General features: G+C 30.0%; 17 protein-coding genes. 12 read left to right on the forward strand and 5 right to left on the reverse strand.

The window, feature by feature from the left end:
* Window positions 1-37 precede the first annotated feature (37 nt).
* The 9 genes from H0I32_RS14735 to H0I32_RS14775 all read left to right on the forward strand — a co-directional run bounded on the left by H0I32_RS14735 (window position 38) and on the right by H0I32_RS14775 (window position 9,110).
* On the forward strand, window positions 38-2,194 hold the full coding sequence (locus H0I32_RS14735) for a toxin-antitoxin system YwqK family antitoxin (RefSeq protein ID WP_179314295.1): 2,157 nt from the start codon (window positions 38-40) through the stop codon (window positions 2,192-2,194).
* Window positions 2,195-2,247: 53 nt separating this feature from the next.
* Window positions 2,248-2,736 (forward strand): hypothetical protein, encoded by a 489-nt coding sequence (locus H0I32_RS14740; protein WP_179314294.1) that lies wholly within the window; start codon window positions 2,248-2,250, stop codon window positions 2,734-2,736.
* Between the two features lie 255 nt (window positions 2,737-2,991).
* Window positions 2,992-3,765, forward strand: a complete 774-nt coding sequence (locus tag H0I32_RS14745; RefSeq protein ID WP_179314293.1) for a hypothetical protein — start codon at window positions 2,992-2,994, stop codon at window positions 3,763-3,765.
* Window positions 3,766-3,788: 23 nt separating this feature from the next.
* Window positions 3,789-4,169, forward strand: a complete 381-nt coding sequence (locus H0I32_RS14750; RefSeq protein WP_179314292.1) for a hypothetical protein — start codon at window positions 3,789-3,791, stop codon at window positions 4,167-4,169.
* Window positions 4,170-4,181: 12 nt separating this feature from the next.
* Window positions 4,182-4,871, forward strand: coding sequence for a hypothetical protein (locus H0I32_RS14755; RefSeq protein ID WP_179314291.1), 690 nt, complete (start codon window positions 4,182-4,184; stop codon window positions 4,869-4,871).
* 266 nt (window positions 4,872-5,137) lie between these two features.
* Window positions 5,138-5,893: a hypothetical protein gene (locus H0I32_RS14760; protein WP_179314290.1), complete on the forward strand. Its 756-nt coding sequence runs from the start codon at window positions 5,138-5,140 to the stop codon at window positions 5,891-5,893.
* Between the two features lie 251 nt (window positions 5,894-6,144).
* Window positions 6,145-6,900 (forward strand): hypothetical protein, encoded by a 756-nt coding sequence (locus H0I32_RS14765; protein ID WP_218747082.1) that lies wholly within the window; start codon window positions 6,145-6,147, stop codon window positions 6,898-6,900.
* A gap of 207 nt (window positions 6,901-7,107) precedes the next feature.
* Complete coding sequence (locus H0I32_RS14770; RefSeq protein WP_179314288.1) at window positions 7,108-8,211, forward strand: toxin-antitoxin system YwqK family antitoxin; 1,104 nt, start codon at window positions 7,108-7,110, stop codon at window positions 8,209-8,211.
* A 74-nt stretch (window positions 8,212-8,285) separates the two neighbouring features.
* Window positions 8,286-9,110, forward strand: a complete 825-nt coding sequence (locus H0I32_RS14775) for a phosphodiester glycosidase family protein (protein ID WP_179314287.1) — start codon at window positions 8,286-8,288, stop codon at window positions 9,108-9,110.
* Window positions 9,111-9,359: 249 nt separating this feature from the next.
* On the opposite strand, the gene H0I32_RS14780 is transcribed toward H0I32_RS14775, so the two are convergent.
* Entirely contained in the window at window positions 9,360-9,647 is a 288-nt protein-coding gene (locus H0I32_RS14780; protein ID WP_179314286.1) for a CAP domain-containing protein, read from the reverse strand.
* A 389-nt stretch (window positions 9,648-10,036) separates the two neighbouring features.
* Window positions 10,037-11,365: a sodium:proton antiporter gene (locus H0I32_RS14785; RefSeq protein WP_173588616.1), complete on the reverse strand. Its 1,329-nt coding sequence runs from the start codon at window positions 11,363-11,365 to the stop codon at window positions 10,037-10,039.
* A 275-nt stretch (window positions 11,366-11,640) separates the two neighbouring features.
* On the opposite strand from H0I32_RS14785, the gene H0I32_RS14790 reads away from it, so the two are divergent.
* Entirely contained in the window at window positions 11,641-12,330 is a 690-nt protein-coding gene (locus tag H0I32_RS14790; RefSeq protein WP_179314285.1) for a hypothetical protein, read from the forward strand.
* Window positions 12,331-12,343: 13 nt separating this feature from the next.
* Entirely contained in the window at window positions 12,344-12,745 is a 402-nt protein-coding gene (locus H0I32_RS14795) for a hypothetical protein (protein WP_173588618.1), read from the forward strand.
* 156 nt (window positions 12,746-12,901) lie between these two features.
* On the opposite strand, the gene H0I32_RS14800 is transcribed toward H0I32_RS14795, so the two are convergent.
* Window positions 12,902-13,297: a hypothetical protein gene (locus H0I32_RS14800; protein WP_173588619.1), complete on the reverse strand. Its 396-nt coding sequence runs from the start codon at window positions 13,295-13,297 to the stop codon at window positions 12,902-12,904.
* A 152-nt stretch (window positions 13,298-13,449) separates the two neighbouring features.
* Here H0I32_RS14800 and H0I32_RS14805 point away from each other — a divergent pair, with 152 nt between their 5' ends.
* The gene (locus tag H0I32_RS14805; protein ID WP_179314284.1) at window positions 13,450-14,442 is read left to right on the forward strand and encodes a hypothetical protein; all 993 of its coding nucleotides are present in this window, start codon (window positions 13,450-13,452) and stop codon (window positions 14,440-14,442) included.
* Window positions 14,443-14,499: 57 nt separating this feature from the next.
* On the opposite strand, the gene H0I32_RS14810 is transcribed toward H0I32_RS14805, so the two are convergent.
* Window positions 14,500-15,135, reverse strand: coding sequence for a response regulator transcription factor (locus tag H0I32_RS14810; protein ID WP_173588621.1), 636 nt, complete (start codon window positions 15,133-15,135; stop codon window positions 14,500-14,502).
* Between the two features lie 5 nt (window positions 15,136-15,140).
* Complete coding sequence (locus H0I32_RS14815; RefSeq protein ID WP_256928775.1) at window positions 15,141-17,063, reverse strand: tetratricopeptide repeat protein; 1,923 nt, start codon at window positions 17,061-17,063, stop codon at window positions 15,141-15,143.
* Window positions 17,064-17,071 lie beyond the last annotated feature (8 nt).

A 17,071-nucleotide genomic window follows, 5' to 3' on the forward strand; every position in this document is an offset into this window, starting at 1 on the left:
AAATTTTGTGTAAATAATTTTAGATAAAAAGAATCGTATGAAATTAAAAAACAGCAATAAAAACATATTTTTCATTTTACTGTTTGCATTTAGCATCTCAGCGAGTTTTGCACAACATTCAGAGACTAAAGTTATCGACCATGAAGTCTATGGCAAGGCAAACTTAGAATTACTCTATTATAAAAATGATGTAATAAAACAGAAAACAATATTTACCACAGATACCATTTTTACTAAAGGCGCATTAGAGGTAGGCGACATATTGCTCTATGATGAAAAAGGAAAACTATCTGCTAAAGGTCCTTTTTTAAAACAGAATAAATATGACTTTTTTGGTCGGCTTTTACCACGGCAAAAACATGGAGAATGGAAGATGTTTGATGCGCAAGAGAAATTAAGTGGAACTTTTAATTTTAATAAAGGCAAAGCGCATGGCGTTTTTATTTATTATCACGAAAACGGAAGAGTAGCAAATACCGGAAGTTTTATTGATGATCGTAAAGCAGGAGTTTCAGAAACTTTTTTTAATAACGGACAGTTGCATAAATCATCTAATTATAAAGAAGGTAAAGTTTATAATATACTTTCATTTTTCGATAAAGAAGGTCATAAGTTAAATCACGGAACTTTAAAAAATGGTAACGGAACCTTAAAAAGTTATGATTTAAAAACAGGGAAATTAAAGAAAACGTATACCATAATAGATGGTGATTACAATGATGTAGACACCAAAATATTAAAAACTCCAGAAGGTGATATCATTGAGAAAACATACAAGGATAATGATGAAAGCATAGAGAGAATAGAGCGCAAACGTAATGATACGTTAGAAGGCACTCAAGAATTTTATGATTATAAGGGTCAATTAAAAGAGACCATAAATTATACCAAAGGCATAAAAAACGGTAAGCACGCAAAGTTTAATGATGATGGTTTGTTGTTTTATGAATACAATTATGTAAACGGAGAAAAAGTAGGTGCTTTTAAATACACACCAGAAAGTTATAATACAGAAGGTGCTAATCCAGAAGTCTATGTTTTAGAAGAAGGTAGTTACAATAATCAAGGAGAATTAATGGGAGAGTTTACAACCTACTTACAAGATTATAAAAAAGTGGTTGCTTTAGGTAAAATGGATTCAAACAAAATTATTATCCAATCTGGAATTTACCAAGATGGTATTAAAACTGGTATTTGGAAAACGTTTGACAGCAAAGGAAAACTGACAAAAAAAGTTGATTTTTCTGATGAAGAATCTCATGTCGACACCAAAAAGGAATACTATAAAGAGAGTAAAAACCTAAAGTCTGTTACAGCGTATAATACGTTAAGAGAGGAAGGTACTAAAAAGATGTATTACCCAAATGGCCAATTAAAATTCAGTGCTTCATATAAAAAAGGAAATTTACATGGAGAGATAAAAGAATATTACGAAAGCGGACAATTAGAATCTGTTAGCTATAGAAAAGAAGGCGTTAAAAGTGGTAATTGGAAAGAGTATAATGAAGCCGGACAAATTGTAAGCGACGATATTTATTCTGGTGATTGTTGTTTTCCTTCAAAAAGAATTGACTATTACTATAGAAATGAAGGGCAACTATCTTCAATAATAATTCAAGAAGATAAACTACTAAATCCATTAAATGAAAATGAATCTTTTTTTGGTACTACTATAAATAAAGATTTCTTCGAAAACGGGCAATTAAGAGAGTTTAAAACTAAAAAGAAGCTCACTTATAACCAATATAGTGAATTGGAAGGATTATATCAGCGCTATTATTCTGGTGGTCAATTAGAAGCAGAAGGCCATTATAAAGCGGATAAAAAAGATGGGCTTTGGAGTTATTATAATAGAGATGGTAAGCTAAAACAAAAACAAAATTACAATAAAGGTGAAGCCTTAGGTTCTTTTGAGGAGTACGAGTATTACTACCCAAGTAATATTCTAAAGGAGAGCTTTATTGGTGTGAGTTATAAAGAAGGACGTACGTCCACTTTAATAAGATATCATGAAAATGGAAAAGTTGAAAAAACAGGAAAATATGTGCTTTCTAAATCCGATGGTCCGTGGATAGTATATTTTGAAAACGGAACCATAAAAGAAGAAAAGTTCTACGAAAGAGGAGAAAAGAAAGGCGTTTGGAAGTTATATAACGAAAAGGGAAAAGTGATAAAGAAAACGAGGTATAAGTAGTATACTCTTAAAACGATGAATATCATTATATAACACTCCAGTTTAAATAATCAATGAAGGTCACCAAAACGCATATAAAAACTAAAATAGATTATAACGTTCAGTTGGAGCCTATTATTCTTGGAGTTATCTTATTAATCATAGGATTATATATTGAATTCTTTAAAACAGAAAGTATCAGTTTTTGGTGGTGCTTTTTAGGTGTCATAGTTGTTTTTTTTGGTCTTTGGAATATTAAAACTTACGAGATTGAAGATGATTTTTTTAAAACTCATCGTTTTTTAGGGCTTATTACAAAAGAGCGTAAATTGAGTACATTGGTAAGTTTTAAAATAAAATCCGTAGATTTTTCAATGTCTAATAGAGCCTTTTTTATTTTGGCTATTTATGCTAAAAGGAGTAACTATTTACGGTTTAGAAAGGTGAAATTAAAATTTTTAGATGGTGCTACAATGCGTATCAATGAAAACTTTATAAAAGGAAATACCTTAAATGAACTCTTACATCACATAAAGAAGCATCAAAAAAAGAATGAACACTAGTGAATATATATTGGAGCTTTAAGTCACAACATCATTTCATTAATTTTATTTAAAATAGGATTGAAATGAAATTCATTTTTAAAATCACAGATATATTCTTGTTGTTATACACTGTAACAATGCACGTAAGTGAATGTTACCATTACCACACACCAATGTTTTATAAATTATTTGTAGATAATAAGCAATTGCTTTTTTAGCATATTGTGAAGTATCCTCATTATATAAGCTGTATCTCTTAAAATAATTGTTAACATGAAAAATAAACTAGCATTTACCATACTGGCTATTGGTGTCTTAATAGGCACAGCAATAGGTGTTTATTTTTTAAAAAATCATCAACTTGAAGAACGAGCAGAATTGCTAGAATTAGAGGCAGAAAGGCAGAGCGAAATGTTAAGTACGTTACAAGATGTGCATAAAAATTTTAAACTTTTAAACAATCCAGAATATGCTCAACCCTTTCTGAAAAGTTTAATAGACAGAGGTCTTGTTGAGTTAAGATTTATGGATTTTCATAAAGATAGTAGTGCTTTGAGGAAAATAAATAAGATTATAGTAGAAGATTATATAGCTCATCAAGATTTAAAATTAGAAAACAGTCGCTTAAAAAAACTTTTAGAGAATTATGAAAACCAAAGGTTTAGTCCATGTTATGTGTTTACTGTAGATTTCCCTACGATAATGTATGAAATGCATGAGGCTGAAAAAATAACAAAAGAAGATTTAAGTACTTATAAAATACCATATACTTATACGACAAAAAATAGGCATGATAATTATTTTATAACGGATAATTTTAATGGAAATAAACACTTGGTAATTGTTCAGAATTGGAAAGAACATAGGCTTTTGGCCTATTTAATTTTAAATAAAAATGACGCACCTATTCTTGTTTATTCTTCAACGATGAAAGGTGATGCCTACTGTGGTGTTCAGTCTAAAATATTTGAAAATGACGTTATAGAGATTAAAGAACACAGCTGTGACCAATCTAAAGAAACCATTACATATCATCAGTTAAAATAAAGATAAAACTAGTAAAAAATAATATGAATAAACATACGAACAGAAATAGCATTGTCTATAAAATCCTCAATTTCAGGAATGTTATTAAAATAGGTTTAATATGCGCAGTCTCTGGTTTTACAAACCAATCCATCAATGCACAAAGACCAACACTTAAACAAGAATTGATAAATGAATTAAAGTCTAGTAGTTTTGAAGAATTTGTAGTAACTCAAAAAGATTTTATAGATAGGTCACCTTCAATTATAGAAAATGAAACACGGAAACGAGGTTTTATATGTAATGAAGATAATGATCAAGACGAACTAAAATTTACAACTGAAAGTTTTGAGACGACGACTACATTTGATAAACCAAAAGCAGTCTCATTGATTGTTAATATTTCAGAAGACATCTCTTTTTAGCAATCTTTTGGAATGGATGGTTCTATAGTTCAGCTAATTTTAAATGTTGAAAACCTGATGTTATTTGCTAATCAAGAATATTCTAATATAGCTTTTAAAACTACAATTCATAACATTACATATAAAGATGGTTCTAGCTCACAAGATGAAATCGTGTTTAATGACTTAAGTTTCGAAATCGATACAATCAAAGAGATTGTAGAGCTAAAAATGACTTTGACTATAGAATACCCAAAACTCAAAGTCTATAAAATAACTGAAGCTTATCAAAAAATAACGGAAGGAGATGAAAGTATTGAAGTCCGTTTTAAAGAAAATAAAGTTCAGATTATAGTGCCCCAAAAAAACACTGAATTTTTAAGCTTAGATGATTCACAACAAATTGGAGCTATACATAAGTCTAAGAAAAATTTAGAAGTGATCTCTAGTTCTAGTCATCCAGTACTTAGTGATAGCTCAATGAAAGAGTTAAAAGAAACTATAGAAATTATAAAAACCATACAAAATAAAGTAGATACTGAAGAGATTACAACAAAGGCACAACTCATGGAAGCCATGGAGCAGTTACCAGATACTAACTTTGAATACCATTATTATATAAATAACTGTTATTATGGTGATATTGAAGCGGTGTTGTTTTATTGTAACACAAAAGAGAACGAAAGCATTACGGAAGAAGTTATTATTAAGCCTTTTAAATAAAAACTTTGAGTATAAAAAAATGTTGAGTCTAATTAAGTACTAGGATTTACTAGAAAGTAGAAGGTGATTTTAGCCGTAATATCATAGAAAAAATACTTCTGAAAATTTTAAAATGGGATTTGTTTACTGGCAAGGGTAAAAATTTAATTGGCTACCATAAGATTAATGGAGCAAATATCAAGACATCACTGACGAATATAGATTGGTTGCTTACTTTGAGCGCTTAGTATTATATTTTTATAGCCAACCTATTTAAACAAGCCCAAATGAAAAGTACTTTTTTTTTCTTAATGATACTCTCAATATTAACGTCATGTCAACAGTCTAAATTGGGTGAAGACAAATTAGACTTAGAAGGTTTTAATTTAAGTTTTAATGTTTCCGATTTTTATGAAGGTGAAATTGAAAAATATGAAATCTTTGAAAGGCAAAAAGATGAGATATTAAACGGAAAAACTAAGGAAGAGATTGGTGATCAATTAGTAGAGTTTTGGGATATAAAACATATACAGATTGATACCATAAATTACCGAAATAATGAAATTTTGGACGATCCTTACAGAGTTATCGGTATACAATACAATATGACTTCATGGTCTCAAAATGACTCTATAGCAGATTTTAATCAAATGAGTTTTCATAAAATAGATATGATGAAAAGTGTCAACGGAGAATTCATAGCCCTTTCTACTCAAAGTGAAGACGATAGTGATGCTGAGTTTGAAGAATTGTTAGCGTATTTAGTTAAAAAACATGGCAAGCCAGAAGTGTCAAAATATAATTTTTTTGGAGATTATTATAATTACAGTTGGCTTACAAATGATAGGTTAATACTTATAAATTCTAAGTATAATAATAAAAAGAACTTACTCAAAATAGGAATAACCATCAATGATAACGACGTTGAGTTTGATACCATGAAAAAACCAACTATTGATACGAGGTTGTTTATTGTTAATAATAAATTTAAAGATTCAATTATGGGGCGTATGTCTTCAGGGGATTGGCTTTATTTAAAATAATAGTTGACGAATAATCATATAATATCAAATTGTAACTATTTATATAATTGGTGAATTTGGCAGTATTTATGAGTGAAAAAAAAGGAGATATTAATAATAGCAACTTAATTCGTAAAGGACTTTATATCTTATTGGGAGGATTTTGTTTAGTCATTATACTCTCAATTGTATTTCAGGAACCCAAAATAATGCTCTTTTATGTTTTTATTTCGTTTGCCTTGGTGTTCATGCTAGTCGGTATTGTTTTTTTGATGAAAAAAGTTAAAATTTTAGGAAGCTCACAGGCTATATTAACTAAAATTCTTAACTCTAGAAAAAGTGGATTACAATCCACTGGTCATAATGTTTTTTACAATCCTATGTATTTTCATATTTTTCTAGTTGTTTTAATACTATTAAATATCATTCTATCTCAATTTAACTTAGCCTCATATAATAACTCTTATTACAATCGGTTTTACGACGATTTAGTTTTTCAATTTAATGTTGCTATTCTATTTAGTATTATAGGAGTTTTAAATCCGTTTTTAAGAATTCCGGAGCGTGTAAAAAGTAACATTAATAATAAAACGTTACATTGTATCCTTAACAAAAATGAAGGTTTATTTTATTCAAGGCTGTTAGCATGTATTTTGGTTATTTTATATTTTATTTATAAAGATTGGTTGGTGTTTTCTAATTTTCTACAAGATAATTTAGTCCTTAAAGGTATAGACATTGCTTTGTTGTTCTTTATTTTAAATGTCACTTATCGTATGATTAAATATGCCGATGTATTTGTAGTCGAAAATATATTTAGAGTCATAAAATCGTTTTCAATAGGTATAGCATCATTATTTGTATTAGTTCCTTTAGTGCCCATAACAATGTTGTCTATTCATTTTCTCGGTATGGATGATAAGTCTTTTAACTTTGAGCCCATTGCTTTTATTGGTTTTAATCTTATAATGATTTATGTTGAATACAGTTTGAATAAGAATAGAGAACGTGCTGTCTCAGCAGAATAAAAAACCTATGCTCTAATAAGTACTTTAGGCTAATAATAGCCTTATACCATCCGAGTATTAGCTATTGAACTCGTTTTAACAAGTACTTACATTATATCTTACTAATATAAACGCAATGCTAACGAATATAGATTGGCTAATTACTTCTTGTCTAACCTCACATATCTTTACATCAGTATCAATTATAAATTTCTAAACGGATAAAAGATGTATAAATTAATCTTAATAATTTGCTTAATTACCATAACAAAATTAAGTGCTCAAGACACCTATTTAATGTGGGACGATGTAGAAACCCAACGTTTTGGTAAAGATGTTTTATTTAAAAATGATAATAAATTCTTAGAAGGCGATTACAAAATTGCTGAGAATAGTGGAGCTTATACTGAAGTCAGTTTTAAGAACGGTAAAATGATAGGTGTTAAGAAGGATTTCGATATGTCTGGAAACATAGAACAAGAAATGACTTTTAATGATAAAGGGCAAGCTAACGGGAAAAGCATTTCTTATTATTCAGATGGAAGCATAAATGAAGACTTTAAGTATCAGGATGGTTTAAAGGAAGGCGAATGGAAAACCTATAATAAAAAAGGAGACTTACAGAGAACAGAATCTTATAAAAATGATTTAAAAGAAGGGAAATGGGTGGTGCATTTAAAGGATGCAAGATTAGGAACAAAATTAATTGAAACCACGTTTTACAAAAATGACAAACCAACAGGTTCTTGGTCACAGAAGACTGAAGATGGTCGTATGATTTGGGAGAAAGAATACACAGCAGCCAAAGATTATGTAATGAAAGATTACCATGTTAACGGCAAATTAGCGTCAGAAGAAACCTATAAAGATGGTAAGTTAGATGGTGTTAGTATGTATTTTGATTCTTCAAGTATTTTGTTAAGTGAAAAGAAATATGCAGAAGGTTATTTAAAATCTGAAACTAATTTTTATGCCAACGGAAATAAAAAAGAAATTGTAGATTCTAAAGATGGTTACAAGGATGGTATTTACAAAAAATATTCTAAAACAGGCGATTTAACATTAGAAGGACAATATAAAATTGGTTATCAAACTGGTGTTTGGACCGCTTATACAAGTGACCAAATGCTTCAAAATACGACCACTTTTGTAGATGGTAAAAAGAATGGTATTTATAAAAGTTACAATGCCGCTGGTAATGTGTATAGTGAAGGTTTATACGCAAAGGATGAAAGAACTGGTTTATGGAAATACTATAAATTAAACGGGAAAATTGAAAAAGAGATAGAATACAAAAACGATAAAATAATCTCTGAAAAAGAATATAATTAGTAGGGTTTAATTTCTAAGTCAAAGCACATCAATTACAGATAATAATAAAGTTGAATTATATAATAATTAATAAGATGAAAAATGTTTTATATGTCGTTATTGCTGTAATAATAGGATGTCTGCTTTTGTCGAGTAGGTTTATTGAAGGTGAAATAATTTGGAAAGAAATTGATGAAGGTTTGTATTATACAACATATAATGCGCCAATAAAGTCGAGCCATAGTGATAGTAAAATAGATGTTTTAAAAATTTCTTCTAAATTATATGATTTCAATTTATTGAGTGCCAAGGAAAAAGGGGGTAGCTCTAAAACAGCTAAGGACTGGTCTAAGCAAGAAAATCAAATAGCCGTAATAAATGCAGGCATGTATATGGCAGACCATGCTACAAATGTTGGGTATATGAAGAATTTTAACTTCGTAAACAATGGAAGATTAAATAGCGATAATACTGTTGCTGCTTTTAATAGAAAAACGGATAGTGTTCCAGAATTTCAAATTATTGATTTAACCTGTCAAGATTGGGACGTATTAAAAACACAATACAATTCGTTTTCACAATCTATTAGAATGATGGATTGCAACCAGAAAAATAGATGGAGTCAGCAAAGTAAAAAATGGAGTATGGTGGTTATTGGCAAGGATAAAGAAGATAATGTCCTTTTTATATTTTCTCGGTCGCCATATTCGGTGCACGATTTTATTGACATACTCTCTAAATCTTCATTAAACCTACATAATTTAATGTATTTAGAAGGCGGACCAGAAGCTTCTTTTTACCTCAATCATAACAAAACAACTGTAGAGAAAATGGGAAGTTATGAAACTGGCTTCAATGAAAATGATAACAACAATCAATTTTGGAGGATTCCGAATGTTATTGGTATTTCAAAAAAATAATTAATTGAAGAACGTTATTTTTAGTTTAAAACTTAAAAATAGTATTTGTAATTAAAGGGTTTGCTTTTTACAAATATCTCTATTGAGATACCCAAATGAACTTATAAATGATGTAAATATCATAGAATATCTTTTGAAAATAAACAGAATTAGAGTTAACCTGCTTTTTTTACCTAATCGATAAATAGTGTAAAATTTGCATCACATTTGTACTGCATAAACCATTAACTCTTTATAAATAAAGGACAATTAGATACTGTATTGTAAAGTGAAAAAACTATAAAGTGTTTGTGTTATAATATTTGTAAAATACCATTTCCCTTTATCGGCTTGTTCTGCAGATATTTCAAAATGTGTGTGATCTCCTTCAATATTCATTTTATGGCTTTCGCTATTTAACCATGTATTCACTGTCGCTTCAGCTGTAGAAAAACCGTTAGCTACATTTTCAGATACCGCAGTTATATCAGCTTCTGCCATTAAAAACTGTTGTCTTTCATAAAAATTATCATGTGATGGTCTAGATTGAACTATCATATAATTAGTGTTGTAAGCTTTTCCTAAAAGTTTTATAGCTTATTAGTTTTTGTATCACTTAAGAACTGAAATTGATTAGGAGCCCATTTTATGTAATGATCATCTCATTATTTAGAATAGGGTTCCTTTCTATATTATATAGTTTGTTGTTCTATTTGCTATACTTAACGTAACGAGGACTTAAAAAACCATGTGACTTCATCTTCTTCAAAGGTAGCCATAGGAATACAACGTAATAGATTATTAAAGTTTTAGATGGATAATCCAAATTTTATTGTTATTTCAAGACTAATGCGATTTTTATTAATTCACATAAATAGATAAAAAAAAAAGCTCATATGAAAAATAGGAGCTTTTTTTTATAAACGTTCTACATTATATTCACTCTATTACATAAATATAAGTTGCGTAAGTATATATATGGGTAATAAAATAATTAATGAAAATTTAAACATATACCCAAAGAAGCTAGGCATGTTAATACCGTGATCTTCAGCAATAGACTTCACCATAAAGTTGGGGCCGTTTCCAATATATGTTAATGCGCCAAAGAAAACGGCACTAGTTGCAATAGCTTTTAATATGTTTTCAGCGACGTTAGCGACTAATGGTATACTATCTGCATACGGTATACTAGAAGCTACACTATGAAAAGCCACAGCCGTTGGTGTATTATCTAAAAAGGCACTAAGAAAACCAGTTGCATAATAATATTGCCATGGATCAGTAAGTCCTAAATCTGGTGCATGCTGGCTTAGATAAATAAGTGTTGGTGTCATGGTAATAAATATTCCGATGAAAACCACAGCAACCTCTGCGATTGGTCCCCATGAAAATTTATTGCTTTCACGTATTTTTTGAGATGTTGTAAAATAAGCCATTACAGTTAATACAATGAGAACAATTTCTCTTAAATGTTTAAGGAAATAAGACGCGTCTTCTTCAGCCATTGCAGGTATAACATCGTGATTAATTAAAGCCACAGAAAAAACGACTCCTAATAAAAAGATAAAATTAATAGCTCCGGTAATGCGTATCGGTTTTATTTGTCTTTCATCCGCAAGGAGATTTACCTTAGGTTCTTTTTTATAATAATAAGAATCAAGGAAATAATAAGCTGTAAGAAGTAGTGTTCCTACAAAAGCCCATTCGGGTAAGAGATTAAAGAACCAAGTAAAACTAGCACCTCTTAAGTATAACATTAATAATGGTGGATCACCAAGTGGGGTTAAAAGCCCACCACAATTGGCAACAGCAGCAATAAAAAATAAAATGGTATGTACACTAAACTGTCTTTGTTTATTAATAGATATTACAGGGCGTATTAGTAACATTGCAGCTCCTGTTGTTCCCATAAAAGAAGCTAAAAGAAAACCAATACCCAAAAACAGTGTATTAATCTTTGGTTTAGCTTTAATATCACCACTGAGGTGTATGCCTCCTGTAATAACAAATAAGGACGTTAATAACACTATAAAAGGTAGGTAATCTCCCAAAACTTGATGTTTTAGGTGTTCGGTAAGATCCATATATACTAAATAACCTATAGTAGGTACACTTAGAACTATTGAGACTAATAATTTATTACGATTGTTTTCCCACCATTCCTCTGCAATGAGAGGGCCAATGGCTATGGCTAATAGGATTAAAAAAAATGGGATTGACGGCCAAAGTGGGATTTGTTGAGTCAATTCATGACTATTATTTATTAACAACATATAGTATATTTATTAAACTAGTTAATCTACTACTAATTTAAAAAAAGTTAAACCATTAAGCACGTTGTATTATTTAATTTTTATGTTAATTAATTGCGTAATGTGTAGTCTTGTGGTCTTTTTGTTGATGTTTTTAAAAGAGAGTGAGGATAGGCAAATACTTTTAGTTTTTTTTGCTTTTTTAGTGGTTTAAATGGGATTGTAATATCCCTGAAAACAGTTAGAAATATTTACCGCTATTATTTCAACTTTGTATAAAATAAAAAAATACAATTATGGATTTTAAAACAATGTTACAATTACCAGTATTAGATACTAATGCCGTTTTAAAGATAGTTCAAGAAATAGCAGACATAGAAAGAAAAGAAGATAGACCTCGTATGCCTAAAGTTTCAATATCTACACATTCAGGTAGTGCTTCTGGTTTTTTTGTAAATCATGATGCCGAAAAGAAAGTTGTTTTATTATGTGATATTTATGATCGTGATGCACAATTTCAATATATAGAAGTACATTCAATTTCTTCGATCTCTTTGAGTAACATTAATAAGTATGGTTACCTTTTATCGGATGGGAAAATTCCTTTCGTACCAAACGCAGATGAAATTCCTACTGTTCTTCAACTTAAAAAAGATATAAAAGCGTTAGAATTAGAAGTTAAAGCAGTTTTAGAAAAAGAAATTTCTATAGTTTATATCCATGAAGGTACTCCCGAAGATCTTGATAAATTTTATGCTTCAAAAATAGTTTCGTTATTAAAAGAAACGCTTTCTAGTATAGCAGCTGATCATTTAGCAAAAGAAGCATTTTCAGAATCTATTTCAACAATAAATTTTAATTTAGGTAGCGAAAATAAATCAAGTTTAGAAAAAGATGTACTTTCGATTACTGTAGATACATCTAAAGGTTTAAAAAGCTTCCCGAAGGCAAAAGGATTACAAACACAAATAGAAAAGCAATTGTAAAAACAAGAATGATATGAAAGAATTAAATGTAATTCAGCGTATAGAATTAAGAATTAAAAAAGACGAACATACAGAAGAGCTATTTAAGCTTTCGCAATGTGATTATAGCTTTTCGTCTACATACTATCCAAACGAAGAACAAGAAAGAGGGGTAGATGTAAATTTATCTGGCGCTATGAGGAACGAGATGAGCACGCTATTTTTAGAATGGTTATCTCATAAACCAGGCGATTGGTCAGGCAGTTTGAAAATTTATTATCAAAACCAAGAAGAACCTGTTGTTAGTTTTGTATTTGATAATGCTATAATTCATAATTACAGTCAATCATTTTCAGAGAACAATGTACAGTCTCAAGATTATTACTTTAGTGCGATATTAACAGGTGTCGTTTTAAATGATGTAAAACTAAATTAAGCACAACATATTACAATAAAAAAAGCCTTTAAGAGATGAATCTTAAAGGCTTTTTTATTTCAGATATCAAAAAATATTGAAGTATACAAAAAGGGAAAGCGTATTACGTTTTCCCTTTTTGTATTGATACTTAGACGTTATAAAAAAAATATAATTCTATAAGTTGTTTTCTAAATACTCACGAATTGTTAAATCTATAAAATAACCACTGTGGTGCCCTCCCCAACATGCTGTTAATGAAAATACGCCATCTTCTAATTTTAATTCTTTTTTAGCTTCAGCACCTTCGTTTGGGATGCAATAGACTTCAATAGCGTTTATACTTTCTGCGACAGCTTCTTTTCCCATGTCGTCTTTGCAAACTAATTTTAGTCCGTCTGTAAGGCGTTGTAAACATACACTTGGTACAAATTTAATAAAATCCATTTCAAAGGTATCCCAATTGATATTTATTGGTAATTCTTTACCAACAATCTCATTAATTTCTTTTTGGTAATTTCCTAAATATTGGTCTTCTATTGATTTTGCAGCTCTTTTTTCCTGTAATCCCATAATATGTGGTTTTTAGTTTTATTAATATCTCAAAGGTATAGGATGTATTAATAGTAAAAACACCACTATTAAGGGAATGTGCAAACTCACTGAATTCCGTGAGTATTTGCTACGCGTGTTATGCTACATTTATTTTTTTAAACAAAAAAAGTATGAAAATTACAATTATAAGTATTATTTGTATCCTAATTATAGGACTTATTGTTGCAGGTTGTGCAAATTACATCGGAATTCCTAAAAAGAAAGCTGCTGCTAATTTAGAAGAATATTTACAAAAAAAATATAAAGGAAGACTTGCCTTTAGTGATTTAAGCTTGTTTTTCAATGCAGCAACTATGGATCCTAATATGTATGGTATGCTTATTTATGATAAAAATATTCCTGAAATTGAATTTTATACACACCTTAATCTAAAAAACATATTAGAAAACGACACCTTGCCAATGTACCCTACTATAGATTCAATGACTGTTGACGATTTATATAAAGGTGCCGTAAAGCGCTATGAAGCGAGACAAGCTGTTAAAGCCGATTTTAAAAATGAAATTCCTGAAATACATTTTTCTACAGAAATTATTGATTTAAATTTTAAGGCAGATGTAAAACCAAATGAATTGGAAGCTATCGTGGCACGTTTTATAGATCGGTTAAGTCAATCTATAGAAGAGTTAGATTCTGCTTATCAATTTAGTTTACGGATTAGAACAGCGAGTCATCCAGAAGGTTTTATGATCATTCCGTTAGAAGTTGAAGATAGTAAATGGAAAGCCAACCCAATGTTATTGTCTGAAAAAGCAGTTGGTTTTGAAACTTTAAAAACAATGATTCTAAAAAATATACAGGCAAAAATAGAAACACCATACCCTTATTTTAAAATTACTGAAAGCAGCAAAATTTATATGGATAAATCTTCTTTGTCTAGAGGTGCTTGGATACAGTATTTAGAAGATAAAAGAATTGTAAATAATAGAAAAGAGAAATGGAGAAATCCACAGACCGGAATTTATGTTGTCTATTTTGATTTAGATACCAAATTTATTTATCGAGGAGAATTGCTAACAGAAGAAAATGATAAAGATTCTTACGTTGAAGAACTAAGACAATTAATAAAAACGGTAGAAGCAGAGGGGATAAGAACAAAATAAATGATCTTTTAGTGTAAATAAAAGCGGCTTGAAAGTGGTATTCAAGCCGTTTTTATATTAATCAAATAATCCAGATTCTATAGCGTATTTTACAGCTCCGGTTGTGGTTTTAGAACCTGTTTTTAAAAGAATATTTTTTCGGTGTGTCTCTACAGTATTAACAGAAATAAATAACTTTTCTGAAATTTCTTTAGACGTTAGCTCATCTGCCAAAAGTGCTAACACTTCTTTTTCACGAGGCGAAAGTTCTATGTTTTTATACTTTTTACGTTCAAAAACACTTTCCATATAACGTTGCTTAATCAATTCTGAAAAATATTGTTCATTACCTAAAACGGTACGCACTGCTTTTTGTAACTCTTCTTTACTCGTAAATTTAGGTACAAATCCATCTGCACCTTTCTGAATGACTTTATGTACCGTTCTGTGGTTATCTAGCATACTCAGCATTATAATTTTTACACTCGTATGTTTTTTCTTAATCTCGGTAAGTAGCTCTATGCCGTCCATTTTTGGCATACTAATATCACTTATAATTAAACCAATTTCAAACTGATTGAGTAATCTAATTACTTGTTTGCCTTCGGTAGCTAAATGTATCTCACCAATTTCTTCCATATCGCTTAATATGGTATTTATGCCTTCTAAAAACATAAGATGATCGTCTGCTATAATGATGTTTGTTTTCTTCAAAATCTTTAAATTATAGGAATATTTATGGTAATCGATGTTCCGTTACCAGGACTACTATCAATATCTAAATCACCTTCAACTTTGTGTAAACGTTCTTTAATATTACGAAGTCCTATACCTTGTTTTTTATTCTTTTTAAAGCCTTTACCATTGTCATTTATTACAATATTTAAATGGTCTTCATGCTTGGTCAATTGTACGTCTGCATGTGTAGCCTCTGCATGTTTTAAAATATTATTTATAAGTTCTTGCACAATACGATAAGCATCTGCAAGAAGTAATTCGGGTAATTGATCGATTTCTTCTTCAGGAAAAAAGAAGGTCTGAATTTCGATAGGTGATTTTGTTGAGATTTGATCAATAAAATCATTTAAGAAACTGGTAAATCCTATTTTCGAGAAAGAGAGAGGATGTAGTTGATGAGAAAGACTACGTACATCTACACAAGCACTACTTATAGCTTTTGCTATTCTATTTGATTGTGATTGATCGTGATTACTTTCAACATAATGTTCAAAAGCTATTTTTATTCCTGCTAAATCACTTCCTATGCCATCATGTATTTCTCGTGCTAATCTAGAGCGTTCTTCATCCTGGCCTTCTTGGTAACGCTCAATAACAGATAGTTTATGATCCTTCATCATTTCACTAATCTTTTGCTTGGCATTTTCTTCCTGTTGTAGGCTTAATTCTTTTTGCACACGCAAACGTTGAATATAGAAAAGTCTTAAAATTATTAAGGTTAGTAACACTAGGCCAAACCCAGCAATAAGCACATTTCTAATTAATTTTTGTCGTTTTACAGTCAGCTCTACTTTTTGCAACTCGGCATCACTTAATTTTTGCTCTTTTTCTAAAAGTTGAATGCGGGTTTCCTTTAATTCGGTTTCGTAACGTTCTTGAATGTTAGCGACATATTTTTCTTTGTCTAGTGAGTTTTGTTCTTCTCCAGTAATAACACCTTTTTGATAAAATTTTAAAGCATTTTCGTAATCGCCATCTTCTTCGTAAAGTTGTGCTAAATTTTTATAAATATCAGAATTATAAAGCTGAAGCGATTGGTTTTGGCCTATAGATAAGGCTTTTACAAAGGCTGCAATAGCTTCTTTTCTATGTCCTAATTTACTTTCGCATAATCCTAAATCATTTAATACAATAACAAGATCTGAATTAAATTTAAGGGCTTCTAAAAGCGACATTGTTTTGCGTAAAGCAACCACTGCTTCTTTACAACGGCCTTCTTCAACAAGCATTTGCGAAAGGTTAATATTAACATAAGCAATTACGGCTTTATTACCTTCTTTTTCTCTGTAGCCTAAAACCGTTTGGTAATGTTCTCTTGCTTGGTTAAATTTCCCTTCTTCTTTTAAAATATTAGCAAAATTAAATAAGGTAGTAAGTACCCCATCATCATCTCCCAACTCTCTGTAAAGATTTGCTGCACGATCTAAGTTTTCTGCGGCTTTTTTATATTCTTTTTGAAGTAAATAAAGTGTTGCTATATTTTGATAGGCATTGGATTCTTGTACTTTATTCTTTGTTAGTTTAGCATAATTTAAACACTGAATAAAACTATCCATAGCTTCAGGATATTGCCCTAGGTTTTTGTAGCCTAAGGCTAATATATTATAGCAAGCTGCTAATCCTTTTTCAACTTTAACAGCTTTAAGTAAGGTAATTGCTTCGGTAGTGTACGTTATAGTACTTTTATAATCGCCTGAAATATTTCCTAAATTTCCTAAAGCATACAAGGCGCGAGCCACTTGTAAGTCCATTTCTAAAGCTTTACTTTCTTCTAACCATTTTAAAGCTGCTTTTTTAGCAACTTGTGGGCTTTTATATAGATTATTGCTGTAAACAATAGAAAGTGAGTCTATTTTTGATGTATTCTGTGTTGTTTGTGCAACAACGACATTAAATACGTTCAAAAAAAAGA

This window comes from Winogradskyella sp. HaHa_3_26, assembly GCF_019278425.1.
Lineage (GTDB): Bacteria > Bacteroidota > Bacteroidia > Flavobacteriales > Flavobacteriaceae > Winogradskyella > Winogradskyella undariae.